The following is a 25,216-nucleotide window of genomic DNA, read 5'->3' as shown; positions in this document are numbered from 1 at the left end:
AAAAAACTATTACATCTACATCCTGGAATAAAACTGCGTGAGACTATTTACCCAAATCGGCTGGTACTTCCGCCGCGAGTGGCGCCGCTACCTGGGGGCAGTGGTGCTGTTGATCATCATTGCCATTCTGCAGCTGTTGCCACCCAAGCTGGTGGGGATCATTGTCGACGGTATTACCGAAAAACAGATGTCCAGCGGCGTGCTGATGGCATGGCTGGGGCTGATGCTCGGCACCGCCGTGGTGGTCTACCTGCTGCGCTACGTATGGCGAGTGTTGCTGTTTGGCGCGTCTTATCAGCTTGCCGTCGAACTGCGTGAAAATTTCTATCGCCAGCTTAGCCGCCAGAACCCGGCTTTCTATCTGCGCCACCGTACCGGCGATCTGATGGCACGCGCCACCAATGATGTCGATCGGGTCGTTTTCGCTGCCGGTGAAGGGGTGTTGACGCTGGTCGATTCGCTGGTAATGGGCTTGGCGGTGCTGGTGGTGATGAGCACCCAAATTAGCTGGCAGTTGACCCTGCTTTCGTTGATCCCTATGCCCATCATGGCGATCGTTATCAAGTATTACGGCGATCAGTTGCATCAGCGCTTTAAATCGGCGCAGGCGGCGTTCTCCAGCCTGAACGATCAGGCGCAGGAAAGCATGACCAGCATCCGCATGATCAAGGCGTTTGGTCTGGAGGATCACCAATCCAATCAATTTGCCGAAGTGGCCGCCCAAACCGGCGCCAAAAATATGCACGTAGCGCGGGTAGATGCGCGTTTTGACCCGACGATTTACATCGCTATCGGTACCGCCAATCTGTTGGCTATCGGCGGTGGCAGTTGGATGGTGGTCAATGGCTCTCTGACGCTTGGGCAACTGACCAGCTTCGTGATGTACCTCGGCCTGATGATTTGGCCGATGCTGGCGCTGGCCTGGATGTTCAACATTGTTGAACGCGGCAGTGCGGCATACGGTCGCATTCGCAGCCTGCTGGAGGAAGCGCCGGCAGTGACCGACGGTGAGTATCCATTGCCGGCGGAGCGTGGCAGCCTGGACGTCGATATCCGATCCTTCCACTATCCTGGCAACCAGCACCCGGCGTTGCACGATGTCACGTTGAAGCTGGAGCCGGGTCAGATGCTTGGCCTGTGTGGCCCGACCGGTGCCGGTAAGTCAACGTTACTGTCGTTGATCCAGCGCCAGTTTGATGTGGATGATGGTCAGATTAGCTATCAGGGATTGCCGCTGACCCAGGTGAAGCTCGACGACTGGCGTTCGCGATTGTCTGTGGTGAGTCAGACGCCATTCTTGTTCTCGGACAGCGTGGCCAACAATATTGCGCTGGGGAATCCGGGCGCGACGCAGGAACAGATTGAGCGTGCGGCCCAGTTGGCCAGCGTGCATGAAGACATTATGCGCCTGCCGCAAGGCTATGAAACTGAAGTGGGCGAGCGTGGCGTGATGCTGTCCGGCGGCCAGAAACAGCGTATTTCTATTGCCCGTGCATTGTTGCTGGATGCAGAAATCTTGATCCTCGACGATGCGTTGTCGGCGGTAGATGGTCGAACCGAACACCAAATCCTGCACAATTTGCGCAGTTGGGGACAAAACCGGACGGTGATTATCAGCGCACACCGGCTTTCGGCACTGACCGAAGCCAGCGAAATTCTGGTGATACAACACGGCGGCGTGGCTCAGCGTGGCGAACATGCGTCCCTGGCGGCCCAACCGGGCTGGTACCGCGATATGTACCGCTATCAGCAACTGGAAGCGGCGCTGGATGAGGCACCGGAAAGCGGCGAGGAGATACTGGCCAATGAATAAGATGCAAAAGCTGTGGCCGACGCTGAAACGGTTGCTGGCTTATGGATCGCCATACCGCAAACCTCTGGGGCTGGCGGTGTTGATGTTGTGGGTTGCGGCGGCAGCGGAAGTCGCCGGGCCGATCCTGATCAGTTATTTTATCGATAACTATGTGGCTAAGGGCCAGTTGCCGCTGATGATCGTCTGCGGGCTGGCGGCGGCCTATATTCTGCTGGAGCTGTTGGCGGCGGCGCTGCACTATTTTCAAGCGTTGTTGTTCAACCAGGCCGCGGTCGGGGTGGTTCAACGCCTGCGTACCGACGTGATGGACGCCGCGTTGCGTCAGCCGCTCAGCGCTTTTGATACGCAGCCGGTGGGGCAGTTGATCTCGCGAGTGACCAATGACACCGAGGTGATTAAAGATCTGTACGTCATGGTAGTGTCCACCGTATTGAAAAGCGCTGCGCTGATTGGCGCCATGCTGGTGGCGATGTTCAGCCTGGACTGGCGTATGGCGCTGGTGGCGATCTGCATCTTCCCGGCGGTGTTTGTGGTGATGGGCATTTACCAATACTACAGCATCCCGATTGTGCGCCGGGTGCGCAGCTATCTGGCAGACATCAACGACGGCTTTAACGAAGTGATCAACGGCATGGGCGTGATCCAGCAGTTCCGCCAGCAGATCCGCTTTGGTGAACGCATGAGCGCCGCCAGCCGTTCGCACTACACCGCGCGTATGCAGACTCTGCGGCTGGATGGTTTCCTGTTGCGTCCGCTGCTCAGCCTGTTTTCGGCGCTGGTGCTGTGTGGCCTGCTGATGTTGTTTGGTTTCAGCGGTGAGGGAAGCATTGGCGTGGGCGTGCTCTATGCCTTTATCAACTACCTCGGGCGTCTGAATGAGCCGTTGATTGAGCTGACGTCGCAGCAGTCGATTCTGCAGCAGGCGGTGGTGGCCGGCGAGCGTATTTTCGAACTGATGGATCGCCGTCAACAGAGCTATGGGACGGACGATCGCCCGCTCGAGAGTGGCCGCATTGATATTGAAGACCTGAGCTTTGCCTACCGGGATGACAAAAAGGTGCTGCAGCATATTTCGCTGTCGGTGCCGTCGCGGGGCTTTGTGGCGTTGGTGGGGCATACCGGCAGCGGCAAGAGCACGCTGGCCAACCTGCTGATGGGGTATTACCCGGTCAATCAGGGCGAAGTCCGTCTCGATGGTCGTCCGCTGGCCAGCCTGTCGCACCGTACGTTGCGGCAGGGGGTGGCAATGGTGCAGCAGGATCCGGTGGTGATCGCCGAATCGGTGCTGGCCAACGTTACGCTGGGCCGTAACATCAGTGAAGAGATAGTGTGGCAGGCGCTGGAAACGGTGCAATTGGCTGAGCTGGTACGCAGCTTCCCACAGGGGATTCACACCCGGCTGGGCGAGCAGGGTAACAACCTGTCGGTGGGCCAGAAACAGCTATTGGCGATGGCCAGGGTGTTGGTGCAGGCGCCGCAGATCCTGATCCTCGACGAAGCGACCGCCAACATCGATTCAGGCACTGAGCAAGCGATTCAGCGTGCACTGCGTTTGATTCGTGAACATACCACGCTGGTGGTGATCGCTCACCGATTGTCGACCATTGTCGATGCTGATTCCATTCTGGTTCTGCACCGGGGTCAGGCGGTCGAGCAAGGCAATCATCAGCAACTGTTGGCTCAGCAGGGGCGTTACTACCAGATGTACCAGCTGCAACTGGTGGGTGAAGAATTGGCCGCTGCCAATCGCGAAGAAACACAACCCGCATGAGCTGGGGGCCGTTTAACGGCCCCTTTCTTTTGGCGCCACGCACCACAAACAGGCACAAGTCCGTTTAAAATCCCTCTCACTGCACTTTTTCGACGCGCTACGCACCAAATTAGTGCGCAATATTTAATCAGCCCATCAGTTGGTCGCGCGCTATTAGCCGCTCGTCGCATGCCAGATCCCCATCCTGCCGGTTAATTTGCTGAATCCGCGTACAAAACCATTTGTGGCATAGCCTTTGCTTTATAAGTCTCGTACCGGGGTGAGTTTGGGCTTAATTCGTGGAGGGGCAATATGAAGCTGGTGACCGTGGTGATTAAACCATTCAAGCTGGAGGACGTGCGTGAAGCCCTATCCTCTGTAGGCATTCAGGGGCTGACCGTTAGCGAAGTAAAAGGCTTTGGTCGCCAGAAGGGGCACGCTGAGCTCTATCGCGGAGCCGAATACAGCGTCAACTTTTTACCTAAAGTAAAAATCGACATCGCTATCGCCGACGATCAGTTGGATGAAGTGGTTGATGTGATTAGTAAAGCGGCCTACACCGGCAAAATCGGTGACGGCAAAATTTTCGTTGCCGAATTGCAACGTGTCATTCGCATTCGCACCGGCGAAACAGACGAAGCAGCACTGTAATCACAGGCTCAGTAAAGTAATGGGGATGGATTGATAATGAAAAAACTTTTATCCATGTTGGGCCTGAGTACGGTAACCATGGTTCCTTCTTTGGCCCTGGCCGCTCCGGCGGTCGCAGACAAGGCCGACAACGCCTTCATGATGATTTGCACCGCTTTGGTGCTGTTCATGACCTTGCCGGGTGTCGCTCTGTTTTACGGTGGTTTGCTGCGCTCCAAAAACGTGCTCTCCATGCTGACCCAGGTCACCGTCACCTTCGCATTGGTGTGTGTTCTGTGGGTGCTTTATGGCTACAGTCTGGCGTTCAGCGAAGGTAATGCTTTCTTCGGTGGTTTCCAGACGGCGATGCTGAAAGGCATTGGCATTGACAGCGTCACCGGGACCTTTAGCCAGATGATCCACGTAGCGTTCCAGTGTTCATTCGCTTGTATCACCGTCGCGCTGGTGGTAGGGGGCTTTGCCGAGCGTATCCGCTTCTCGGCGGTAGTGATTTTCGCCGCTATCTGGTTCACCATTTCCTACCTGCCGATTGCCCACATGGTGTGGGGCGGTGGCTTCCTGGCCGCTGATGGCGCGTTGGACTTTGCCGGCGGCACCGTGGTGCATATCAATGCGGCAAGTGCCGGCCTGGTGGGCGCTTATCTGCTCGGCAAGCGTGCTGGTTTCGGTAAGGAAGCTTTCAAACCGCATAACCTGCCGATGGTATTTACCGGCGCTTCTATCCTGTATATCGGCTGGTTCGGCTTTAACGCCGGTTCTGCCAGCGCGGCTAACGGCATTGCGGCCCTGGCTTTCCTGAACACCGTTGTGGCAACCGCAGGCGCTATTCTTTCCTGGACTTTTGCCGAGTGGATTGTGCGCGGTAAACCTTCTCTGCTGGGGGCCTGTTCCGGCTGTATCGCCGGGCTGGTTGCCATCACGCCTGCTGCGGGTACCGTAGGGGTTGGCGGGGCGTTGATTATCGGCCTGATCGGTGGCATTGCCGGTCTGTGGGGCGTGGTCACGCTGAAGAAATGGCTGAAAGTGGACGATACCTGCGATGTGTTCGGTGTACATGGCGTATGCGGCATCGTCGGCTGCTTGCTGACCGGCGTGTTCACCTCCGCCTCGCTGGGCGGAACCGGGTACGCAGAAGGCGTTACCATGGGACATCAGGTATGGATCCAACTGTTGAGCGTGGTGATCACGCTGGTATGGTCTGGAGTGGCCGCCTTCATTGCCTTCAAAGTGGCAGGTGCTATCGTCGGGCTGCGCGTACCGGAAGAGCAGGAGCGCGAAGGTCTGGACGTCAACAGCCATGGTGAGAGTGCCTATAACCAATAAGCCTTGAAGAAGGGCAGTGCGCTAAATAACTCGAAAAATAATGATGATGCAGAAAGGGCGATGGAGACATCGCCCTTTTTCTTTTTTAACGATATTCCCCCTTTTTAAGTAATGCACTGTTTTTATTGACCTTATATTAATTGCATTATCAAGTGCTTTTTCTATAATGGCCTTGGTTTGTACTGTTTGTTTTATTTGTTTGTATTAATACGTATTAAGTGGGAGATAACGATGAAAGGAATAGTGAATTCTGTTTACGTAGGAAAAGTGGTTCCTTTCACTCGTCCTGACAGCTTTACCGGCATATTCAAAAAAGAGGTTAATCATCTGGTTTCAGTAGGTTATGAAGGCATTGAGGGTGATGAGATCGGCGACCTGAAGGTACATGGCGGGCCCGAAAAGGCGATACACGTTTATCCATTGGAACATTATAAAAAGTGGAAGGCAGAATTTCCCGACTGTCCCTTTTTCGAGAATGCCGGCGCATTTGGCGAGAATTTTAGCACTATCGGTTTGGATGAAAGCCAGGTCTTTGTCGGCGACATTTTTAGCATAGGGACGGCAGTAGTGGAGGTTTCACAAGGTCGATTACCCTGTTGGAAGTTAAATGACAGATTCGACATTCCCTATTTTTCGGAAATGCTACAAATTAACTACCGCACCGGTTGGTATTTCAGGGTGATTCAGCAGGGAAATGTCGGTTTGGGCGATGAAATTACCTTGATTAACAGGACCAATGATAAATGGAGTTTGCAGGAGATAATGAAAGTTATTTTTACCAAATCTCTTGATGAAGAAACCCTGACCAGTATGTTGGAATTACCCTTGGTTGCCTCTTGGCGGAAACTGTTTATGAAAAGATTGTTCACTGGGGCTGTTGAAGATTGGTCGCCAAGATTGCATGGAAAAAAGGATTAAAATGAAAGGGTACGTTGATTTTTTATCGCTGCTACGTACAAACCTATTCAAAATTGGTAAGCGGATGAGTGAAGCCAGTTTTTTTAACGTTCACTATATTTTTATTTTTATCCTGTGCAAGGCAAGGTCAATCGATCTGTCACGTTACCAGAAGAAGAACATCAAGGACTACAGCAGCTTCCAGGATTTTTTTTGCAGAGAGCTCAGCGAAGAAACAAAGAATAAAGTCAATTTATTGAATTCAATGGAGCTTTGTATGCCTTGTGATGGGCGTATGGGGGCCCATGGCGAGATAAAAGAGAATACGTTACTGCAAGCCAAGGGGGTTGAGTATTCCATCTTTAGGCTTTTCGGTTTTAATAATGAAATGACGCAGGGCTACAATGGCGGCCGTTTTGCGAATATATACCTGGCGCCGGAGGATTATCACAGGGTACATATGCCGTTCGACGGTTTCTTGATTAATACTATTTATTGTCCCGGAGATTTTAAATCGGTCAGGGAGAAGAATGTAAAAAATGATAAAGAATTATATGTGGGTAATGAACGGCTGATTTGTGAGTTTATGACGGAGCATGGCAGGATGTCCGTTATTTTTGTAGGCGCATTTATGGTGGGGGGGATAGTCACGGCTTGGGGAGGAAAGGTCAACTATAACCGGCTCTACACCCATGAGTCTTTTTATAATGATTGTTTGTTTTACAAGAAGGGCGAGGAGATAGGCTATTTCACTATGGGGTCAACAGTCATAGTTCTGTTTGATTCCTGCTGGGATCTCGATTTCAGTAACATAAACCAAGGGAATAGGGTTGAGTTTTCTGATGCTTTTGTCACCGTGATGAAAAAGTAAGCGTTAACTCTTCGCCGAACGATGAGGAAGTATTTTCATTTGAATAGGGAGCCAGAGCATGGCGAATACACATCACATGGGCAATCCCGCGTTATTGCCAGACGACCTGCCATGCCCGGTGGATGACGGTGCGGCCGATCATCTGGTCGGCATGCCGATGCCGGCCCTGCGTTTTCACTCAACGTTTGGTGAGAGGGTAGACTTGTCTATCTTGCCGGGGCGAACGGTTGTTTATGCCTATCCGAGGACCGGCGAGCCCCACGGCAATCTGCCGGCAGGTTGGGACGCTATCCCCGGAGCCCGTGGCTGTACAGCGCAAACTTTATCGTTTCAGGCCGAAAAGGAGATGTTTGCCTCCTTCGGGATCAGGATCTTTGGGTTGAGCACGCAAACAACGGATTATCAGAGAGAGTTGTCTGACCGCCTCAGGCTGACTTTCCCCATCTTGAGCGATGCTGAGTTTGCATTGGTCGACGCCTTGCGTTTACCCACGATGAACGTGGAGGGCATGCGGCTGATTAAGCGTTTAACGCTGATCATCAGGGATGGCACGATTGAACATGTGTTCTATCCCGTTTTCCCCGCGAACAGAGCGGCTGCTGAGGTCATCGGGTGGCTGAAAGATCATCCGGATTTGGCACCGGGAACCCTTGACTGAGCAGGAGCCCCGCCCATTTGTGAAGGCACAAAGCAAAAATGCCAGCCAACCTGACTGGCATTCCATTGAAGGGTGAATTGCTTAGGCTTCTCGCTGGCGGATGACGCCTTCCTGCACCGTAGTGGCAACCAGAACGCCGTCACGGGTATAAAATTGCCCGCGCACAAATCCACGGGCGCCGGAAGCGGAGGTGCTTTCGACCACGTACAACAACCAGTCATCCATGCGGAAAGGGCGGTGGAACCACATTGAGTGGTCAATTGTCGCCACCTGCATGCCCGGCTCCAGGAAGCCTACGCCATGAGGCTGCAACGCCGTCGGCAGGAAGTTAAAATCTGACGCGTAACCCAGCAAATATTGGTGGATGCGCTGATCGTCCGGCATGGTGCCGTTGGCGCGGAACCAAACGTAGCGGTGCGGCTCTTCCACGCTGCCCTTCAGTGGGTTGTGGAATTTGACCGGGCGCATTTCGATCGGCTTCTGGCCGATAAACTTTTCACGCACTTTATCCGGCAGCATGTGCGACAACTTTTGGGCAATGTCCGATTCGGACATCAGTCCTTCCGGCGGCGGCACATCCGGCATGGTGTTCTGATGTTCAAACCCTTCTTCCGGGCTTTGGAAAGAGGCGGTCATATAGAAAATCGGCTTGCCATGTTGAATGGCGCTGACGCGACGGGCGCTAAAACTGTTACCGTCGCGCAGGATTTCCACGTCGTAGATAATCGGCTTGCTGCTGTCGCCTGGACGCAGAAAATAACTGTGAAACGAGTGTACGCTCCGCTCTGCGGGAACCGTCTGTTTGGCGGCATAAAGTGCCTGACCAACCACCTGACCGCCAAATACCTGACGTAGCCCCAGATCTTCGCTTTGGCCGCGGAACAACCCTTCTTCAATTTTCTCCAGATCCAGCAGATCAAGGAGGTTTTGCAGTGCCTGGCTCATAAAGTTACTACCCTTATAATAATCATTTTGCTCAGTGTGCGGAATATCACGGTAAGACGTCAATATATTGCGTTATGGCACAGAGAAAATTGGCTGAATACTGAACATTATTAGGAGGGTAAGTGATTAATAGGCAGTGTTAAATGGATTTTTCAGTGTTTTGTGCTAACTTTAATGAGTGGGGTGGTGGAAGCCACCAACGTGTTGATAATAAAAAAGGAGACCGATCCATGAAACTCTGGCAAATCGTAGGTGGAGCTGCAGCATTAACCCTCACTCTGGCTGGCTGTGCCCAGAAGAGTGGCAATGTGCCTACTCCAACGGCGGGAAGCGCGGCGATTGCACAAACGCAGATTCAGGGCCCGGCGGTGACTGGTTCGGTTAACATTCGCCAGCGCATTGCGCTGCCGCCGGATGCGATACTGACCGTCACGCTCTCTGATGCTTCACTGGCGGACGCTCCGTCTAAAGTGATCGCCCAGCGTGCGGTACGTACTGACGGCAAGCAAGCGCCGTTTAATTTTGTATTGCCGTTCAACCCGGCTGATATTCAGCCTAATGCGCGTATTATCCTGAGCGCGGCAATCACGGTTAATGGGCAGCTGATCTTTATTACCGACACAATCCAGGAAGTAGTTAACCGTAACGGCACCCGTGCCGACCTGCTGCTGGTTCCGGTGCAAGGCATTCCGGTTCAGGCAACGCCAACGGCGATGCCGTAATCCGGTAGTCCTGAAGCAGTAAGCTATCAACAGCCTTTGCGCTCCGGCCAAAGGCTGTTTTTTTATCACCAGCGCCAGCCGTAAACCAACAGATCCACCGTGCTGTGGGCGCCAAAAATGATCCCTTCCCCAAGCAATGCCTGACGTTGGCGTTGGAAGTCCTCGCCCTGCTGCGAAATCTGCCCGTGCCGGTTAATCACCCGATGCCAGGGCAGGCTGCTGCCTTCCGGTAGGCGACGCAATACGCCGCCCACCTGACGTGCCGCACGTGGTGAACCGGCCAGACGCGCTACCTCACCGTAGGTCGTCACTTTGCCATAAGGAATGGCGGCCACGATGTGAAACACCCGCTGGCTGAATGAGGCGTCTTCTGATTCCATTTCTGTGTTCCTGCTGCGGCGAAATCCCAAGATCAAAGTGTGCCACAGCCGAGGTGAGTAAGAAAACAGCGGTTGGCCCCGGTTGGCTTGCTATTTGGCTGGCCATCACCGATAATGCCCACCGCTTCGCAGTACCAGAAGCCGTCAATGGGGGCCCTGTTGGTTCTCCCGCAACACTAACTTGTGAACTCGGTCAGATCCGGAAGGAAGCAGCCGCAGCAGGTGACGTGTGTGCCGGGATGTAGCTGGCAGGGCCTCCACCAATTTCAGCGCCGCATCATTCTTTCACTACTCTCTCGTATTTACTATCGCCCCAAAAATCTCGCTGCAGGAAAACTGCCGGCGCCGATTGCTCGCCAGCAATTCACCTCAGTGCTTCACCAGCGTAGCGAAATAGTAAGCCAGCGGGATAGCCAACAGGTAAAGCCCGACTGGGACTTCACGCCATTTGCCGGCAATCACCTTGATGATGATATAAAACAGCAGCCCACCTGCGATACCGGTGCCGAAGCTGTTGGCAATCAGCGTGATCATTACCATCATCAGCACCGGCAGGCCGTCGGTAAAGTTGGCCAAATCGACTTTGCGCAATCCACTGAACATATTCAGGCCGATCAGGATCAATGCCGGTGCGGTAGCCTCTTTTGGGATCATCAGGGCAATGGGGGTAAACAGCAGCATCAGCAAGAACATGATGGCTGCCGCCAGCGCCGTTAATCCAGTCTTGCCACCGGCTTCGGCAGCGGCTGACGATTCGATCAGCGCCGTGGCGGCTGGAATGCCGACCCAGGGCCCGAGAGCCGCTGCGATCGAGTCCACCATAAACGGCCGGTTGATGTGCGGCATGTTGCCGTGCTCGTCCAGTAACCCGGCTTCACCGCCGACGGCGAGCGTGGTGCCCATGGTGGAGAAAAACTCTGAGGCGAAAAAGACAAACAGGTAAGGCAGGAAGGCGATATTCAATGCACCAATCATATCGACGTGGCCGAGCACTGGGGCCAATGAATGTGGCATTGCCATCAGACTGGCTGGAAGGTGCGTGACGCCGAATGGAATACCCACCAGCGTCGCGACCAGGATCGCCCACAAAATCGCGCCCGGGATACGTCGAGCCTGCAGGCCAATGGCCAGAAACAGGCCGCACAGGGCGATCAACGCACCGGGTGCCGTGAAGTCACCCAGCATCAGCGCATTGGATTTGGCATTGGCCAGTACCAGCCCGGCGTTACGGAACCCCAGCACCGCAACAAATAATCCGATAGAGGCGGTCAGCCCCAGCTTGATGGACTGCGGTACCGAGCGGGTAACCACCTCGCGCAGCCCAAGACGAGTCAGGGCAAAAAACAAAATGCCGGACCAGCAGGCGATACCCAGCCCAATCTGCCAACCTATGCCTTCGCTGCCCGCCAACGTCACGCCGACCAACACCGAACCGCCGATCCCTGGGCCAACGATAAACGGCAGATTACCGTAAAACGCCATAAGCAAGCTGCCGATCACAAACACCAGAATGGTGCCGGTGGTCACCGCGCCCTTATCCATGCCGCCGATGGCCAGCAATCCGGGGATTACCACCAACAAATAGGCCGCAGCCAGAAAACCGGTGATACCGGCCAGGCATTCGGTTTTGACATTGCTTTGCCGCGCATGCAGTTGAAAACGCCGTTGCAGCCAGCCCCCTGGTGTTGGAGCATTTACTGAATTCTCAGCCATATAGACAATCTCCGTTGCTACCCGTCGTATTTCAAGCCGCAGCGTTGTTGGCAACACTCACTTACCCCAGTAACTTACTTGAGTAAGCGCCTGAGGATGAGTGAGCGTGCCTGTCTAGCTGCAACTAGAAATCCATAGGGTATATATTGTTATTATGATTATTTTTACGCCGGGGTTTCCCAGCAGGCGATCAGTGGTTCGACAATTTGGCGCGTGGTGCCGTCGGTCAGGCCGAGATCGGTCAGGTGCGGCCCGGCGTTACATGCCAGACAGGTGCCCTCGATTGCCTTGAAAACCCGGTAGGGCGGTTCCCAATCGGCGATTTGTGCGCTCAGATCGCGCAGTTTTTTAAATTGTTGTGCCAATTCCGCGGCAGGCAAATCTGAAAGCATGCCGGCAATCGGCATCGCCACCTGAGCCAGAATTTCCCCGTTTTGACTTAGGGCCATGCCGCCACCGCAGGCGATCAGGGCATTGGCCGCCAGCGCCATATCGGTTGCGTTACGGCCCAGAACCACCAGGTTATGCGAGTCGTGTGAGTAGCTGGTGGCGATGGCACCGCGCAGTTCCCCCCAGCCTTCCAACAGTGCCAGTTGCGGGGTAGCCTGATGGCGACCATGGCGATGTTTCACCCAGATCAGGCTAAAGCCATCCGGTATCTGCACTTCGCCGTCGCGAACCTCGACGGTGGTTTCGTTCCACTGGGTAAAACGCGCGCCTTTAATGTGGCGCAGGGTGGCTTTACCGTGGCGGATCGCCGGGACTTTCAATATGAAATCTGCGGGAGTCAGTGGCGGGAGCCGCAGCGTATCGCGCGGCACCGTCACTTTCGGGTTTGCACTGAGCGGTGTCAGCATTTTTCCGTTCTGCGCCAGCAGCTTTCCTGCGACGTAGACCTGCCGCGCACTCAGTTGAGTGAGCGAATCAAAGACCACCAGATCGGCAATGCGGCCCGCGGCAATCAAGCCCAGATCGTTGCGTTGCAGGCGAATAGCGGCGTTAAGCGTCGCCATCCTCAATACGTCGGTTCCCGACATCCCCTGTTCGATCAGCATATTGAGTAATGCCACAATGCCGCCTTTTTGCAGCAGCATATCCGGCGGCACATCGTCGGTGCAGACGGTGACCTGCGAGGACAGGTGTGGCAACGTTTTTAGTGCCGCAACGATCTCGGGTAGCAGGTAAGGGTGAGATCCTCTGATCTCCAGCGTCAGTCCGGCGCGTAGTTTCTCCAGCGCATCGGCACCGGAGGTCAGCTCATGGTCGGACGTCACGCCCGCGGCCAGATAGGCCTGAAGCTGAGCGCCGCTTAGCCCACGTGCGTGACCTTCGATCAACTTGCCGCTGTTCAGCCCGGCGTTGAGGATATCCAGCATGCGTTCGCTGCCGTTCAGTACGCCGTGCATGTCCATCACCTCGGCAACCCCGCCGACTTCCGGCCAGGCCAACATGGTTTCCATTTCATGGCCGCCGAAATCAGCGCCGGACATTTCCAAACCTGGAGTGGAAGGGACGCTTGATGGTGCTGCACAGATCACCCTGAGCGGCAGACCACGGCTGGCGTCGACCGCGTAACGCACACCCTCAACGCCGAGCACGTTGGCCAGTTCGTGTGGATCCCAGAAAATGGTAGTGGTGCCTTGGGCAACGACGATTTCGGCGTATTTTTCCGGCGGCAGGTGCGAGCTTTCAACGTGTACGTGGGTGTCGATCAGGCCGGGGCTCAGATATGCGCCGGCCAAGTCTTGCGTTTGAAGGGCTTCGGTCATACTGCCACAGGGATGAACGCTGGCAATCAGTGCGCCGACGATGCCGACATCAGCGTTACGGATTTCACCGGTGGCCATATCGACCAGCGCAGCGTTTGTCAGCAGCAAATCAAAAGGAAGTTGGCCTAATGCGGCCTTCACCGCGCGTTGGCGTTCGCCCGCGCTGGTGTAATGAGTGGTCATGGTAATTACCCGGCATGATGACAGGGTTGTTACTCTAGGGGGGCGGGCAGGCTTTGCACAGATGATTTAATTTATTGCCTGATAAGAAACGTTTATGCTGTCGCAAACGTTTACTTGGTTGGCGAATGGAAACCTGACATGTCTGAACCCTGGCGCCGCTTGCCCGCGCTGTCTCTGAAGCAGATTCAATATTTCGTTACTCTGGCACGGCTACGGCATTTTACCGATACCGCGAACCGTTTGGCGATCAGCCAACCGGCACTGAGTAGCGCGCTGCGACAGATAGAGTTGGTGCTGGGTGGAAAATTGGTGAATCGCACGGCTTCCGCGGTGACGTTGACCGAACAGGGGGCGGCAATTCTGCCGCATGCCGAGCGGCTGCTGAATGTGGCGCAGGCGTCGTTTGACGATATGCAGCGCATTATGTTGGCGGGGGGAGATGGGACCTTGCGCATCGGGTTGGTACCTTCGGTCAGCCGGCTGTTGTTTCCGGCCGTGCCACAGCTGCTGGCAGCGAACTTTCCACGGCTGAGGGTAGAATTTCACGATCAAACTAATGATTCTCTGCTGCTGCAATTAGAGAACGGCATGATTGATTTTGGTATTGGGGCGCTCGATAGTTCCGTGCCGGAGTCGTTGGAGATATATCCGCTGCAGGAAGATCCCTTTGTGGTGGTTATGCGCCGTGATGACCCTTTGGCTGAATCACATCATCTGCCGTGGCGGCAATTAGCCCGGCGTGATATTGCGGTTTTTTCCAAGGGAAATATCAGCCGGCTGGTACTGGCATTGGCAGAAAGCCACCGTCTGAATTTAATCGCACGCTACCAGGTCGATTTTCTGGAGACGTTATACGGATTGGTACGTTCGGAATTAGCGGTCGCTATTTTACCTCAGCTTTACACCACCCATTTGAAAGACGATGAATTAACCGTGGTTCAACTGCAGCAACCGATGCTTAGCCGTACCGTGGCATTAATGCGCAGTGCACACAGAAATCACCCGGCATTAATTGAGGATTGTTTCCAATTGTTATTACAGGATTTTCAACGGCGGATGAAAGTGCAGTAAGTCAATGAGATAAATACGAGAATTTGCCTGACATTGAGGCCGATAGTCTATCGGCTCAACGCATCTCGAGCCTTGATTAACGTACGAACTTCCAAACGGCCGTTGGGATTTTATCGTAGAGCTTATTCATGGTGAGCTCAGCCAGACGGTGGTCAGCTGCAGAGTAAAACAGCTCCAATTCGTCATCCGAAAGCTCATACTTATTTTTTTCAATAACGCGTTCAAGGGTGTCAATAGTGGTGCATTTACGTAAACGCATCAGATAATCAGTTTTAGTCATGATAACCTTTGGTGTTATAAACCGTAGAATAGAATAATTTAGGGATAATTATCCCCTAAGATTTCATTGTCGTACAGATGCCCTCTCCTGAGAACATTCTGAATAATCGCGCCTTGGTTTTTTGCCAGCGACGCAGATCGGAATCATTGATACCGTAACTGCTGAACAGCGTGTAGGTATCATCGAGATATTCCTCGACTAACTCCGATAAATCACTTTCGTCCATGTATTTAATTTTATAACTCATCACAAACGAAGCAATATGTTCAATCAACTCATTAAGCTGGAGGTTGACGGAAGACGTTGGGTCGTTCACCCAGCCGTGGTGGCTGTCGCCCAGCGTGGCTATGCCTTCATCATACAAATTTTCGCACAAGAATTTCAGCTGAGCAATATCGTGCCTTTTAGGCGAATACTCATCCATATCATCCCCTCCGTAAGTCTTAATTTCGGTGTTGATAACACTCTGTGAGTAAGCTGATTTACATCATGGACAGAGGTAGCTTAATGACGGTGATAAAATAAACTTCCTATATAATGAATATAAATCATTTCTCCACGTCTGGCCTGCTGTTATTACGTAAACTTACAATTCATCTGCAGTAGATGGACGGGAGTTATCAATGATGTCAAAGCACAAGCTCGATTCAGTCACGCTAAAAATCACGCTTTCGTTGATGTATTCCTCGGCGTTGATATCCAGACAGGCGTTGAAAATTGTCCATTTATAGCGGTAACTCATTGAATACTCGTGGTCGCTCAATTTATGAATATCAAGTATTTCTAATGAACCTTCACTATACCGTGCGTTTTCTGAATAAAAACTCAAGCCGCTGGTCAATGCCGGCACCAACTCTGACATTCTATCGTTAATCACTTTCTTTAGTTTTTTAACAGAAAGTGCTTCTATCATTGTGCTGTAGCTAAGAGTTACCTGCATTTAATGCCTGACCGTATAGCGATCCTATCTATTAATCTTACTCCTTTTTCATCCATACGTCGGTAAACTTTTCGTTAACCAGATGCTTTTTTACAGTAACTCAACGTTGTTTACCGGTTAATAACCCTGACGTTTCTCAGTATATCCCTGAAAGAGTTCCGCTGGTGTTCCAAAAATGGCGCTGGTCAACGTAGGTATCACTTTATTGTTACGTTCGGTTGCATTAATCACCGAGAGGGTGCTTGAGTCACAGAAATGATTGTGATGTTATATTGTAACAATAAATTCTCTCTCGTTTGGCCATGAAACTGACATCCACACCACAAGATGGCGATCTGCCGTCATTGAACTCGCTGTTCACCGCTTCCGCAGGCCTGCGCTGCGGTATTGCCGCTTTGCTGCTCGGCTTACTCTGGTTGGGCATCCATTGGGCGGTAGCGCTGCCATGATAACGCTACAAAAAGCCGTCATCGGCTATGGCGGAACGCCGTTGTTTCCCCCACTTAGCGGGCATTTCGCTGTGGGATCGCTGACCGCCGTGGTTGGTGTTAACGGCGCAGGCAAGTCTACGTTGCTGAAAACACTGGCTGGGCTTTTACCGCTGCAGGGCGGGAACTTACGTTTTAGCGGCAACAAATTACCGCGTATGGCGTATTTACCCCAACAGGCGGAACTGGATCGCCAGTTTCCGATCCTGGTGAGCGATCTGGTGGCGATGGGGAGCTGGCCGACCAGTGGGATGTTCGGTGGGTTGAATAAGCACGCGAAGCGGCAGATTTGCGAGGCGCTGGACAGGGTAAACATGACCGCTATGGCGCGCACTCCCGTCGGCGAGTTATCCGGTGGCCAACTTCAGCGGGTGTTGTTTGCCCGATTATTGGTGCAGCAGGCACCGCTTATTTTATTGGATGAACCCTTTACCGGCATCGATAGTTCCACCGTTCAGTTATTGCTTCAGGTGATCGCAGGTTTGCATCAGCAACGAAAAACGGTAATTGCCGTATTGCACGATATGTCGATGGTGGCGAATCACTTCCCACAGGCGCTGTTGCTGACCGCAGAGTGTTGCCACTGGGGTAAAGCCGACAGCGTGTTGGAACATATTCCTGCGTTAAATATTGCCAGCGCTCCGCTGTGCAGCAGAGGAGGGCGCAGTGATGTTGCTTGAGACATTAATTGATCCCTTTGCTTCCTTCGGTTTTATGCGGCGTGCGCTGGTGGCCTGCTTTGCCTTGTCGATCAGCGCCGCACCTTTGGGCGTTTTTTTACTGCTACGGCGCATGAGCCTGGTGGGTGATGCACTGTCGCATGCGGTGCTGCCGGGGGCGGCGATAGGGTATTTGATTTCCGGTATGTCGCTGGTGGCGATGGGCGTGGGGGGATTTATCGCCGGGCTCGCCGTGGCCATGCTGTCTGGGCTTGTCAGTCGTCGAACGCCGTTGAAAGAGGATGCCAGTTTTGCCGGTTTCTATCTGGGATCCCTGGCGCTGGGAGTCACACTTGTCTCCTTGCGTGGCTCTAGTGTCGACTTGCTGCACGTGCTGTTCGGCTCGATCCTTGCCGTGGATACGCACGCCATTTTCATGGTCGGGGCGATAGCCAGTTTTTCACTTTTGTCACTGGCGGCGCTGTATCGCGCACTGGTGATTGAGTCTTTCGACGCGACCTTTTTACGCGTTAGCGCCCCGCGCTGGTTAGCACTGATCCACGGGTTATTTTTAGCGCTGGTCGTGATCAATTTGGTGGCCGGTTTCCAAATCCTCGGCACCTTGATGTCGGTAGGGCTAATGATGCTGCCTGCCGCCAGCGCACGTTTTTGGGCCCGTAATCTGCCACATACGTTGGCGGTGGCGATGGGCATCGGCATGCTATCGAGTTTGATCGGCCTGGAGTGGTCGTATTACGCCTCGTTGCCTGCCGGCCCGGCTATTGTGCTCAGTGCCAGCGCGATCTTTTTTGGGTCGATTCTGTTTGGGACGCGTGGGGGGATCTTTTCCCTGGCGCGCCGTTGAGAAGTGTCATGTGCAAGGAGAAAGTATGAAACGTTTACCTATTACGCTGGCAGTCGCTGCTCTGCTGTCCAGCCCGTTGGCGATGGCGAAAACCGTAGATGCCGTTGCCAGTTTTTCCATCCTGGGCGATATCGTCAAGCAGGTAGGGGGGGAGCACGTTAAGGTCACCACCTTGGTGGGGCCGGACGGCGATCCGCACAGCTTTGAGCCTTCGCCTAAGGACAGCAAGGTGCTGTCACAGGCCGACGTGGTGTTCGTCAGTGGTTTAGGCCTGGAAGGTTGGATCGATCGGCTGGTTAGCGCCTCGGGGTATAAAGGGCAGGTCATTACCGCATCGCAGGGAATAAATTCGCGCCAGATGGAAGACGATGGCAAAGAGATCACCGATCCTCATGCCTGGAACAGCATGAAAAATGGTGTGCAGTACGCCACAAACGTGATGAACGCGCTGATTGCCGCCGATCCTGAAGACGCCAATTATTTCCGCCAGCGCGGCGCAGAGTATATCCAACAGTTGCAGAAGCTGGATTTGTGGGCCAAAACGCAGTTTGCCGCAGTACCGCAGCAAAAGCGTAAGGTGCTGACCAGCCACGATGCTTTTGGCTACTTTGGGCAAGAATATGGCGTCACCTTCCTTGCCCCGGTCGGTTTCTCTACCGAAGCAGAGGCCAGCGCCAGCGACGTGGCCGGTTTGATCAAGCAGATCAAACAGGAAAAGGTGACCGCCTACTTTATTGAAAACCAGACCGACCCGCGCCTGGTGAAGCAGATTGCTGCGGCGACCGGGGCAAAAGCCGGTGGTGAGCTGTATCCTGAGGCGTTATCCCAACCGCAGGGGCCGGCAGCGAACTACGTGCAGGCATTCAAACACAATGTTGATACCTTACTGAGCAGTATGAAATAAACCCTCATGTCCCCGTTATGATGGCGGGGACACTGATGACACTTCGGCTTTCTCCATAAAAAAGCCCCGTTGAGCAGCAACGGGGCTTTGCGACAGATGACACTACGGAAGTTAACGCTTTTTCTTACGTCCCTGTACCGCTTTAAAACGCGGGTTGGTTTTACAGATCACATAGATGCGACCTTTGCGGCGCACGACTTTGCAATCCGGATGGCGATTCTTCGCCGAACGCAATGAACTCAAAACCTGCATGTTGATTCCCTTTTACTTCTTGCCAAGAAAACGGCCAAAACGCTGCTGGAAACGTGCAGTGCTGCCCTCTTTGGAGAACTCCTTCTGCTTGCCGGTGTAGTACGGATGCGAAGCAGAAGAGACGTCGATAGTGACATACGGCCAGTTTTCACCGTCCAGCTCAATGGTGCGATCGGTGTTAATGGTCGATCCCACCTTAAAGTAGGCATTGGCACTCAGGTCGTGGAATACCACGGTACGATAATTTGGATGGATACCTGCTTTCATGATGCACTCTCATGTAATGTTATACTATAACAATAATTATGCGCTGCACGGCAGAGCGGATCAAGTACAAAATGCATCCGCAGCTAAATTAATGAGAGTGATTTTCATTAAGCAGATGAAGCAAAAGAAAAAGGCCGCATAAGCGGCCTTTTTTCAGGAGGGAAACAGCACTGAGTTATCAGTGATGTTCGACCGGATGGCTGTGTTCTATGTCTTCAGATTTCTTGCCGAAGCGGCGACGAACCACCACGAAGAACACCGGAACAAAGAACAGGGCCAGCACGGTGGCGGTAATCATCCCGCCCATAACGCCGGTACCTACCGCGTTCTGTGCGCCGGAGCCTGCACCGTTACTGATAACCAAAGGCAGTACCCCGAGGATGAAGGCCAGTGAGGTCATCAGGATTGGACGCAGACGCATACGTACCGCATCGAGCGTCGCTTCGATCAGACCCTTGCCCTCTTTCTCCATCAGATCCTTGGCGAATTCCACTATCAGGATGGCGTTCTTCGCCGACAGACCTATGGTGGTCAACAGCCCCACCTGGAAGTAAACGTCGTTGTTCATGCCGCGCATGGTTGCTGCCAGCAGAGCACCGATAACCCCTAGCGGCAGTACCAGCATGACCGAGAACGGAATCGACCAGCTTTCATACAGCGCTGCCAGACACAGGAATACGACCAGAATCGAAATGGCGTACAGCGCAGGCGCCTGGTTACCGGACAGACGTTCCTGATAGGACATACCGGTCCAATCGTAACCAATACCGCTCGGCAGTTTGGACGCCAGCTCTTCCATCATGTTCATCGCCTCACCGGTACTCTTACCCGGTGCCGCTTGTCCAAGAATTTCCATGGATGGCAGGCCGTTATAACGCTCCAGACGCGGAGAACCGTATTCCCATTTCGCCGTAGAGAACGCGGAGAAAGGAACCATCTGGCCGGTGCCGCCACGAACAAACCATTTATTGATATCTTCTGGCAGCATACGGAATGGCGCATCAGCCTGAACGTAGACCTTCTTCACACGACCGCGGTCGATGAAGTCGTTAACGTAGGTGCCACCCAGCGCGGTAGTCAGCGTACTGTTGATGGTGGTGATGCTCACGCCCAGCGCCTTGGCTTTCTCCTGATCGATGATCAGTTTGAACTGTGGCGTATCTTCCAGGCCGTTAGGACGCATGCCCACCAGCAGGTCCGGGTGTTTGGCAGCCATGCCCAACAACTGGTTACGCGCTTCGGTCAGTTTTTCATGGCCTAAGCCACCCTGATCGATCAGTTCAAAGTCGAAACCTGTCGCAGTACCGAGTTCGATAATCGCCGGCAGGTTGAACGGGAATACCAGGCCTTCTTTAATCTGAGAGAACGCACCCATCGCGCGGCCGGCAATCGCAGGCACTTTATTGTGCTCACCGGAACGTTCGGACCAGTCTTTCAGGCTGACGAATGACAGACCGTTGTTCTGGCCGTTACCGTTGAAGCCGAAGCCCGCTACGGTAAACACCGAGACCACGTTGTCCTTTTCCTTGGTCATGAAGTAGTCGGTGACTTCTTCCAGTACTTTAGCGGTACGCGCTTCAGTCGCACCCGCCGGCAGCTGAACCATGGTTAACAGGATGCCCTGGTCTTCTTCCGGCAGGAACGAGGACGGCAGGCGCAGGAACAACAGGCCCATGCCAACGACGATCAGCAGGTAGATCACCAGATAACGCCCGGTACTGCGCAGAATATTGGCTACGCTGTCGGTGTAGTGGTTGGTGCTCTTTTCGAACATGCGGTTAAACCAGCCGAAGAAGCCTGTTTTAATCCCATGATCGCCTTTCGGGACCGGTTTGAGCATGGTGGCGCAAAGTGCCGGCGTCAGGATCATCGCTACCAGAACCGACAGGGCCATCGCGGAAACGATGGTGATCGAGAACTGACGATAGATGGCACCGGTTGAACCACCGAAGAACGCCATTGGTACGAATACCGCTGACAGCACCATGGCGATACCGACCAACGCACCCTGGATTTGGCCCATCGATTTGCGGGTGGCTTCTTTCGGCGACAGTCCCTCTTCGGACATTACACGCTCGACGTTTTCCACCACCACGATGGCGTCATCCACCAACAGGCCTATCGCCAGCACCATACCGAACATCGTTAGGGTGTTGATCGAGAAGCCGAACGCCGCCAGGATCGCAAAGGTCCCCAGCAATACTACCGGTACCGCGATGGTTGGGATCAACGTCGCACGGAAGTTCTGCAGGAACAGGTACATGACCAGGAACACCAGCAAGATCGCTTCCATCAGCGTTTTTACTACTTCGTTGATGGAGATTTTAACGAACGGCGTGGTGTCGTATGGGTAAACCACTTTCATCCCCTGCGGGAAGAAGGGTTCCATTTTGGTCAGTGCATCTTTTACGCCTTTAGCGGTGTTCAGGGCGTTGGCGCCGGTGGCCAGTTTGATCCCCAAACCTGCTGCCGGTTTACCGTTATAGCGTGCGGTTACCGCGTAGCTTTCTGCACCGCGTTCAATGTGCGCAACATCACTCAGGCGAACCTGAGAACCATCACTATTCACCTTCAGCAGAATTTTACCGAACTCTTCAGGAGAGGTCAGGCGAGTCTGCGCGATGATCGAGGCGTTCAGCTGTTGCCCCGGTACCGGTGGCATACCGCCCAGCTGCCCTGCGGCGATCTGGTTGTTTTGCTCGGTAATGGATGAGGTGACATCCGAAGTGGTCAACTGGAAATTATTCAGTTTGTTCGGATCCAGCCAGATACGCATGGCGTACTGGGCACCGAACAGTTGCACTTCACCCACGCCGGATGAACGGCTGATAGGATCTTTGATGTTGGAAGCTACGTAGTCCGCAATGTCATCCTGGGTCATGTTCGGATCGTCGGAAACGAAACCGGCCACCATCAGGAAGCTGCTGCTGGATTTTTCTACTTTCAGGCCCTGCTGCTGCACTTCTTGCGGCAGTAATGGGGTGGCCAACGACAGTTTGTTCTGGACCTGAACCTGCGCAATGTCAGGGTCGGTACCGGATTCAAACGTCAATGTAATGGTGACGCTACCAGAGGAATCGCTGGTGGAAGACATGTACATCAGATTATCGATACCGTTCATGTTCTGTTCGATAATCTGAGTGACGGTATCTTGCACCGTTTTGGCATCCGCGCCTGGATAGTTTGCGGAAATACTGACCGCCGGTGGTGCAATAGTTGGATACTGCGCAATCGGCAGTTTCATTATTGACAACACACCCGCCAACATGATGATGATGGCGATTACCCAGGCGAAAATCGGGCGATCTATAAAGAACTTAGCCATGTCTTACCGGCTCCTTTTTATGACTTCTGCGCTTCAGACTGCGGCTGCTTTTGCGCCTGAGTGTCAACTTCCTGCACTTTTACCTGAGCGCCCGGACGGACTTTCATCAAGCCGGTGACAATCACGCGGTCGCCGGCTTTCAAACCGTCGGTAACCAGCCATTTGTCGCCGATAGCCTGATCGGCCTTCAGCGTACGCAATTCAACTTTGTCGTCAGCACCTACCACCAGTGCAGTAGCATCGCCACGTGGGTTACGCGTCACACCCTGCTGCGGTACCAGCAATGCGTCGCTGCGCACACCTTCGTCCAGACGGGCGCGAACGAACATGCCTGGCAACAGCGTATCGTTCGGGTTAGGGAACACCGCACGAATGGTGATGGAACCGGTGGTTTCATCAACGGTGACGTCAGAGAATTCCAGCGTGCCTTCCTGAGCGTATTGCGCGCCGTTTTCCAGCAGCAGTTTCACTTTGGCTTTGCCGTTCTCTTGCTTCAGCGCACCGCTTGCCAGTTCTTGCTTCAGACGCAGGAAGTCGTTGCTCGACTGAGTCACGTCGACGTACATCGGATCAAGCTGCTGCACGGTAGACAGAGCGGTGGCTTGGCCGTTAGTGACCAGTGCCCCTTCGGTCACGGCAGATTTGCCGATACGGCCGGAGATTGGTGAAGTCACCTTGGTGTAAGCCAGGTTGATGCGCGCGGTTTCCACAGCGGCTTTGGCTGCCACAACAGCGGCTTCCGCCTGCTGCAGGTTGGAGACTGCGGTGTCGTAATCTTGCTTACTGATGTAACTGGTACCCAGCAATGGTTTGTAGCGGTTAACCGTCACGCGTGCGATAGACGCGCTGGCTTGGGCTTTCGCCAAATCGCCTTTAGCGCTGTCATAGGCTGCCTGATAGGTAGCAGGATCGATTTGATACAGGGAAGTACCTGCCTTGATATCGCTGCCTTCTACGAAGTTACGTTTCAGGATAATGCCGCTAACCTGAGGGCGAACTTCGGCGATACGATACGCAGCGGTACGACCAGGAAGATCGGTGGTGATGTTGAGAGGTTCTGCCTTCAATGTCACTACACCCACTTCGGGAGCCGGTGCCTGGGCGCCTTGCTGTTGGGTTTCTTTATCGTTACATCCTGTTAGCACTAAGCTGCCTGAAAGCATCAGAACTGCCGCCAGAGGCGTTAACCCTCTGTTTTTGTTCATAGAAAAACCTCAAGTGTCCGATTTCAAAATGATCAATGGATCACAAGCTTTAAAACCCATTGCTGCGTTAATTATTAGTGCGTGCTATGGTACATACATACACGAATGTATGTAAATCTCACTTCCCCGAAAAAACAACGCCATGGCACGAAAAACCAAACAGCAAGCGCAAGAAACTCGACAGCACATTCTTGACGCTGCGGTGCGAGAATTCTCTGAACGTGGCGTTTCTGCAACGTCCCTCACCGATATAGCCACCGCTGCTGGGGTGACGCGTGGCGCAATTTACTGGCACTTCAAGAATAAGGTAGACCTGTTTAACGAAGTTTGGGAGTTATCAGAGTCGAAAATAGGCGATCTCGAACTAGAGTATCAGGCAAAGTACCCTGAGAATCCACTGCGTATTTTACGCGAAATTCTAATTTATATTCTGACGGCTACGGTAGATGACGCACGCAGGCGTGCCCTGATGGAGATCGTTTTCCATAAGTGTGAATTTGTCGGTGAGATGCTCCCGTTGCAAGATGCCCGTAAAGTCCTCTATCTGGAAGGTTACGACCGTATTGAGTCCGTGCTGCGCAACAGTATGCGCCACGGCCAACTGCCGGCTGATTTACATACCCGCCGCGCTTCTATCATTCTGCGCGCCTACATTACCGGCCTGATGGAAAACTGGCTTTTTATGCCAGAAAGCTTTGATCTGAAAGCCGAGGCGGCGGTGTTGATCGACTCATTTATCGAAATGGCCCAATTCAGTCCCACCTTGCGGATAAAACCGGAGGAAGGGGAGCTGGCGGCACAGCCGTTGAGTGCAGAACATCATCATTTATAGGAGAAACACCATGTCATCCGTTGTTTTGATCGCCAATGGCGCCGCTTATGGTCACGAATCGCTGTTTAACGCGCTGCGTCTGGCGATTGCGCTGAAAGAGCAGCAGAGCGATCTCAACCTGAAACTGTTTTTGATGTCCGATGCGGTGGTCGCGGGCATTGCCGGGCAGCAGCCGCATGAAGGCTATCACCTGCAGCAAATGCTGGAAATTCTTACCGCGCAGCAGGTGCCGGTGAAATTGTGTAAAACCTGTGCCGATGCGCGCGGAGTCAGTCGGCTGCCGCTGGCAGACGGGGTGGAAATCGGAACGCTGGTGGAACTGGCACAGTGGACGTTGGCGGCGGAGAAAGTATTGACCTTCTAAGCTCGCGGCATTTGTACATCACCCGCAACGCTTTTCTTATTCTTTGGCTCTCTGCGATCGTGATAATCTTTAGGCTTCTTTATTGATTC

The 25,216-nt window shown here is 53.5% G+C and carries 26 protein-coding genes and 1 other RNA gene; 16 read left to right on the top strand and 11 right to left on the bottom strand.

Going from position 1 to position 25,216, the window contains the following annotated elements; translation table 11 throughout:
- Positions 1-37: 37 nt before the first annotated feature.
- From ACMGG1_RS19030 to ACMGG1_RS19000, 7 genes are all read left to right on the top strand, one after another.
- Entirely contained in the window at positions 38-1,813 is a 1,776-nt protein-coding gene (locus ACMGG1_RS19030) for a SmdA family multidrug ABC transporter permease/ATP-binding protein (protein WP_198639704.1), read from the top strand.
- Positions 1,806-3,584 carry a SmdB family multidrug efflux ABC transporter permease/ATP-binding protein gene (locus tag ACMGG1_RS19025; protein ID WP_020825503.1) on the top strand — a complete coding sequence of 593 codons (1,779 nt, stop codon included), beginning with the start codon at positions 1,806-1,808 and terminating at the stop codon, positions 3,582-3,584. Before ACMGG1_RS19030 ends, ACMGG1_RS19025 begins: the two co-directional genes overlap by 8 nt.
- Positions 3,585-3,875: 291 nt before the next feature.
- The gene (gene glnK, locus ACMGG1_RS19020; protein WP_012005549.1) at positions 3,876-4,214 is read left to right on the top strand and encodes a P-II family nitrogen regulator; all 339 of its coding nucleotides are present in this window, start codon (positions 3,876-3,878) and stop codon (positions 4,212-4,214) included.
- Positions 4,215-4,250: 36 nt separating this feature from the next.
- Positions 4,251-5,537 (top strand): ammonium transporter AmtB, encoded by a 1,287-nt coding sequence (gene amtB / locus ACMGG1_RS19015; protein ID WP_414160936.1) that lies wholly within the window; start codon positions 4,251-4,253, stop codon positions 5,535-5,537.
- Positions 5,538-5,768: 231 nt separating this feature from the next.
- Positions 5,769-6,455, top strand: coding sequence for an MOSC domain-containing protein (locus ACMGG1_RS19010; RefSeq protein ID WP_260629562.1), 687 nt, complete (start codon positions 5,769-5,771; stop codon positions 6,453-6,455).
- A 1-nt stretch (position 6,456) separates the two neighbouring features.
- The gene (gene asd, locus ACMGG1_RS19005) at positions 6,457-7,305 is read left to right on the top strand and encodes an archaetidylserine decarboxylase (RefSeq protein WP_414160935.1); all 849 of its coding nucleotides are present in this window, start codon (positions 6,457-6,459) and stop codon (positions 7,303-7,305) included.
- A 58-nt stretch (positions 7,306-7,363) separates the two neighbouring features.
- Positions 7,364-7,963 carry a peroxiredoxin gene (locus ACMGG1_RS19000; RefSeq protein ID WP_414160934.1) on the top strand — a complete coding sequence of 200 codons (600 nt, stop codon included), beginning with the start codon at positions 7,364-7,366 and terminating at the stop codon, positions 7,961-7,963.
- An 81-nt stretch (positions 7,964-8,044) separates the two neighbouring features.
- On the opposite strand, the gene tesB is transcribed toward ACMGG1_RS19000, so the two are convergent.
- Positions 8,045-8,908, bottom strand: a complete 864-nt coding sequence (tesB, locus tag ACMGG1_RS18995) for an acyl-CoA thioesterase II (protein ID WP_020825508.1) — start codon at positions 8,906-8,908, stop codon at positions 8,045-8,047.
- 230 nt (positions 8,909-9,138) lie between these two features.
- Here tesB and ACMGG1_RS18990 point away from each other — a divergent pair, with 230 nt between their 5' ends.
- On the top strand, positions 9,139-9,630 hold the full coding sequence (locus ACMGG1_RS18990) for a YbaY family lipoprotein (protein WP_020825509.1): 492 nt from the start codon (positions 9,139-9,141) through the stop codon (positions 9,628-9,630).
- A gap of 65 nt (positions 9,631-9,695) precedes the next feature.
- Here ACMGG1_RS18990 and ACMGG1_RS18985 read toward each other — a convergent pair whose 3' ends face one another.
- Positions 9,696-10,010: an MGMT family protein gene (locus tag ACMGG1_RS18985; RefSeq protein ID WP_048759573.1), complete on the bottom strand. Its 315-nt coding sequence runs from the start codon at positions 10,008-10,010 to the stop codon at positions 9,696-9,698.
- Between the two features lie 157 nt (positions 10,011-10,167).
- On the opposite strand from ACMGG1_RS18985, the gene ffs reads away from it, so the two are divergent.
- Positions 10,168-10,264: signal recognition particle sRNA small type (ffs, locus tag ACMGG1_RS18980), an RNA gene on the top strand.
- A gap of 115 nt (positions 10,265-10,379) precedes the next feature.
- Here the strand turns inward: ffs and ACMGG1_RS18975 are convergent.
- Both ACMGG1_RS18975 and ACMGG1_RS18970 read right to left on the bottom strand, forming a co-directional pair.
- On the bottom strand, positions 10,380-11,723 hold the full coding sequence (locus ACMGG1_RS18975) for an NCS2 family permease (RefSeq protein WP_116691057.1): 1,344 nt from the start codon (positions 11,721-11,723) through the stop codon (positions 10,380-10,382).
- Positions 11,724-11,887: 164 nt separating this feature from the next.
- Positions 11,888-13,675, bottom strand: coding sequence for an adenine deaminase (locus ACMGG1_RS18970; RefSeq protein ID WP_128864428.1), 1,788 nt, complete (start codon positions 13,673-13,675; stop codon positions 11,888-11,890).
- Between the two features lie 138 nt (positions 13,676-13,813).
- Here ACMGG1_RS18970 and ACMGG1_RS18965 point away from each other — a divergent pair, with 138 nt between their 5' ends.
- Positions 13,814-14,746 carry a LysR family transcriptional regulator gene (locus ACMGG1_RS18965; protein ID WP_020825513.1) on the top strand — a complete coding sequence of 311 codons (933 nt, stop codon included), beginning with the start codon at positions 13,814-13,816 and terminating at the stop codon, positions 14,744-14,746.
- 76 nt (positions 14,747-14,822) lie between these two features.
- On the opposite strand, the gene ACMGG1_RS18960 is transcribed toward ACMGG1_RS18965, so the two are convergent.
- From ACMGG1_RS18960 to ACMGG1_RS18950, 3 genes are all read right to left on the bottom strand, one after another.
- On the bottom strand, positions 14,823-15,026 hold the full coding sequence (locus tag ACMGG1_RS18960; protein ID WP_020825514.1) for an HHA domain-containing protein: 204 nt from the start codon (positions 15,024-15,026) through the stop codon (positions 14,823-14,825).
- 55 nt (positions 15,027-15,081) lie between these two features.
- Positions 15,082-15,450: an Hha toxicity modulator TomB gene (gene tomB, locus ACMGG1_RS18955; RefSeq protein WP_020825515.1), complete on the bottom strand. Its 369-nt coding sequence runs from the start codon at positions 15,448-15,450 to the stop codon at positions 15,082-15,084.
- Between the two features lie 162 nt (positions 15,451-15,612).
- The gene (locus ACMGG1_RS18950) at positions 15,613-15,966 is read right to left on the bottom strand and encodes a hypothetical protein (protein ID WP_232807758.1); all 354 of its coding nucleotides are present in this window, start codon (positions 15,964-15,966) and stop codon (positions 15,613-15,615) included.
- Between the two features lie 302 nt (positions 15,967-16,268).
- Between ACMGG1_RS18950 and ACMGG1_RS18945 the strand changes: the two genes are divergently transcribed.
- Genes ACMGG1_RS18945 through ACMGG1_RS18930 form a run of 4 tightly spaced genes read left to right on the top strand, consistent with a single transcriptional unit; the run spans position 16,269 to position 18,882 of the window.
- Positions 16,269-16,415, top strand: coding sequence for a hypothetical protein (locus ACMGG1_RS18945; RefSeq protein ID WP_020825517.1), 147 nt, complete (start codon positions 16,269-16,271; stop codon positions 16,413-16,415).
- On the top strand, positions 16,412-17,134 hold the full coding sequence (locus ACMGG1_RS18940) for a metal ABC transporter ATP-binding protein (RefSeq protein WP_414160933.1): 723 nt from the start codon (positions 16,412-16,414) through the stop codon (positions 17,132-17,134). The genes ACMGG1_RS18945 and ACMGG1_RS18940 overlap by 4 nt, the downstream gene beginning before the upstream one ends.
- The gene (locus ACMGG1_RS18935) at positions 17,121-17,978 is read left to right on the top strand and encodes a metal ABC transporter permease (protein WP_185959345.1); all 858 of its coding nucleotides are present in this window, start codon (positions 17,121-17,123) and stop codon (positions 17,976-17,978) included. The genes ACMGG1_RS18940 and ACMGG1_RS18935 overlap by 14 nt, the downstream gene beginning before the upstream one ends.
- A gap of 25 nt (positions 17,979-18,003) precedes the next feature.
- Positions 18,004-18,882 carry a metal ABC transporter substrate-binding protein gene (locus ACMGG1_RS18930; RefSeq protein WP_020825520.1) on the top strand — a complete coding sequence of 293 codons (879 nt, stop codon included), beginning with the start codon at positions 18,004-18,006 and terminating at the stop codon, positions 18,880-18,882.
- 111 nt (positions 18,883-18,993) lie between these two features.
- On the opposite strand, the gene ykgO is transcribed toward ACMGG1_RS18930, so the two are convergent.
- The 4 genes from ykgO to sdeX all read right to left on the bottom strand — a co-directional run bounded on the left by ykgO (position 18,994) and on the right by sdeX (position 23,931).
- Positions 18,994-19,134, bottom strand: coding sequence for a type B 50S ribosomal protein L36 (gene ykgO, locus ACMGG1_RS18925; RefSeq protein WP_012005563.1), 141 nt, complete (start codon positions 19,132-19,134; stop codon positions 18,994-18,996).
- A 12-nt stretch (positions 19,135-19,146) separates the two neighbouring features.
- Positions 19,147-19,401 carry a type B 50S ribosomal protein L31 gene (locus tag ACMGG1_RS18920; RefSeq protein ID WP_020825521.1) on the bottom strand — a complete coding sequence of 85 codons (255 nt, stop codon included), beginning with the start codon at positions 19,399-19,401 and terminating at the stop codon, positions 19,147-19,149.
- 178 nt (positions 19,402-19,579) lie between these two features.
- Entirely contained in the window at positions 19,580-22,726 is a 3,147-nt protein-coding gene (gene sdeY, locus ACMGG1_RS18915) for a multidrug efflux RND transporter permease subunit SdeY (protein WP_046374338.1), read from the bottom strand.
- Positions 22,727-22,743: 17 nt separating this feature from the next.
- On the bottom strand, positions 22,744-23,931 hold the full coding sequence (gene sdeX / locus ACMGG1_RS18910; protein ID WP_020825524.1) for a multidrug efflux RND transporter periplasmic adaptor subunit SdeX: 1,188 nt from the start codon (positions 23,929-23,931) through the stop codon (positions 22,744-22,746).
- 142 nt (positions 23,932-24,073) lie between these two features.
- Here sdeX and acrR point away from each other — a divergent pair, with 142 nt between their 5' ends.
- Together acrR and ACMGG1_RS18900 are read left to right on the top strand one after the other, a co-directional pair.
- Positions 24,074-24,763, top strand: coding sequence for a multidrug efflux transporter transcriptional repressor AcrR (gene acrR, locus ACMGG1_RS18905; RefSeq protein ID WP_020825525.1), 690 nt, complete (start codon positions 24,074-24,076; stop codon positions 24,761-24,763).
- Positions 24,764-24,773: 10 nt separating this feature from the next.
- Positions 24,774-25,127 carry a DsrE/DsrF/TusD sulfur relay family protein gene (locus tag ACMGG1_RS18900; protein WP_020825526.1) on the top strand — a complete coding sequence of 118 codons (354 nt, stop codon included), beginning with the start codon at positions 24,774-24,776 and terminating at the stop codon, positions 25,125-25,127.
- Positions 25,128-25,216 lie beyond the last annotated feature (89 nt).

It is taken from the genome of Serratia sp. BNK-12, from assembly GCF_047456085.1.
Lineage (GTDB): Bacteria > Pseudomonadota > Gammaproteobacteria > Enterobacterales > Enterobacteriaceae > Serratia > Serratia liquefaciens.
The sequence above is the reverse complement of the archived record's forward strand: the minus strand, read 5'-3'. Positions and strand labels throughout refer to the sequence as shown.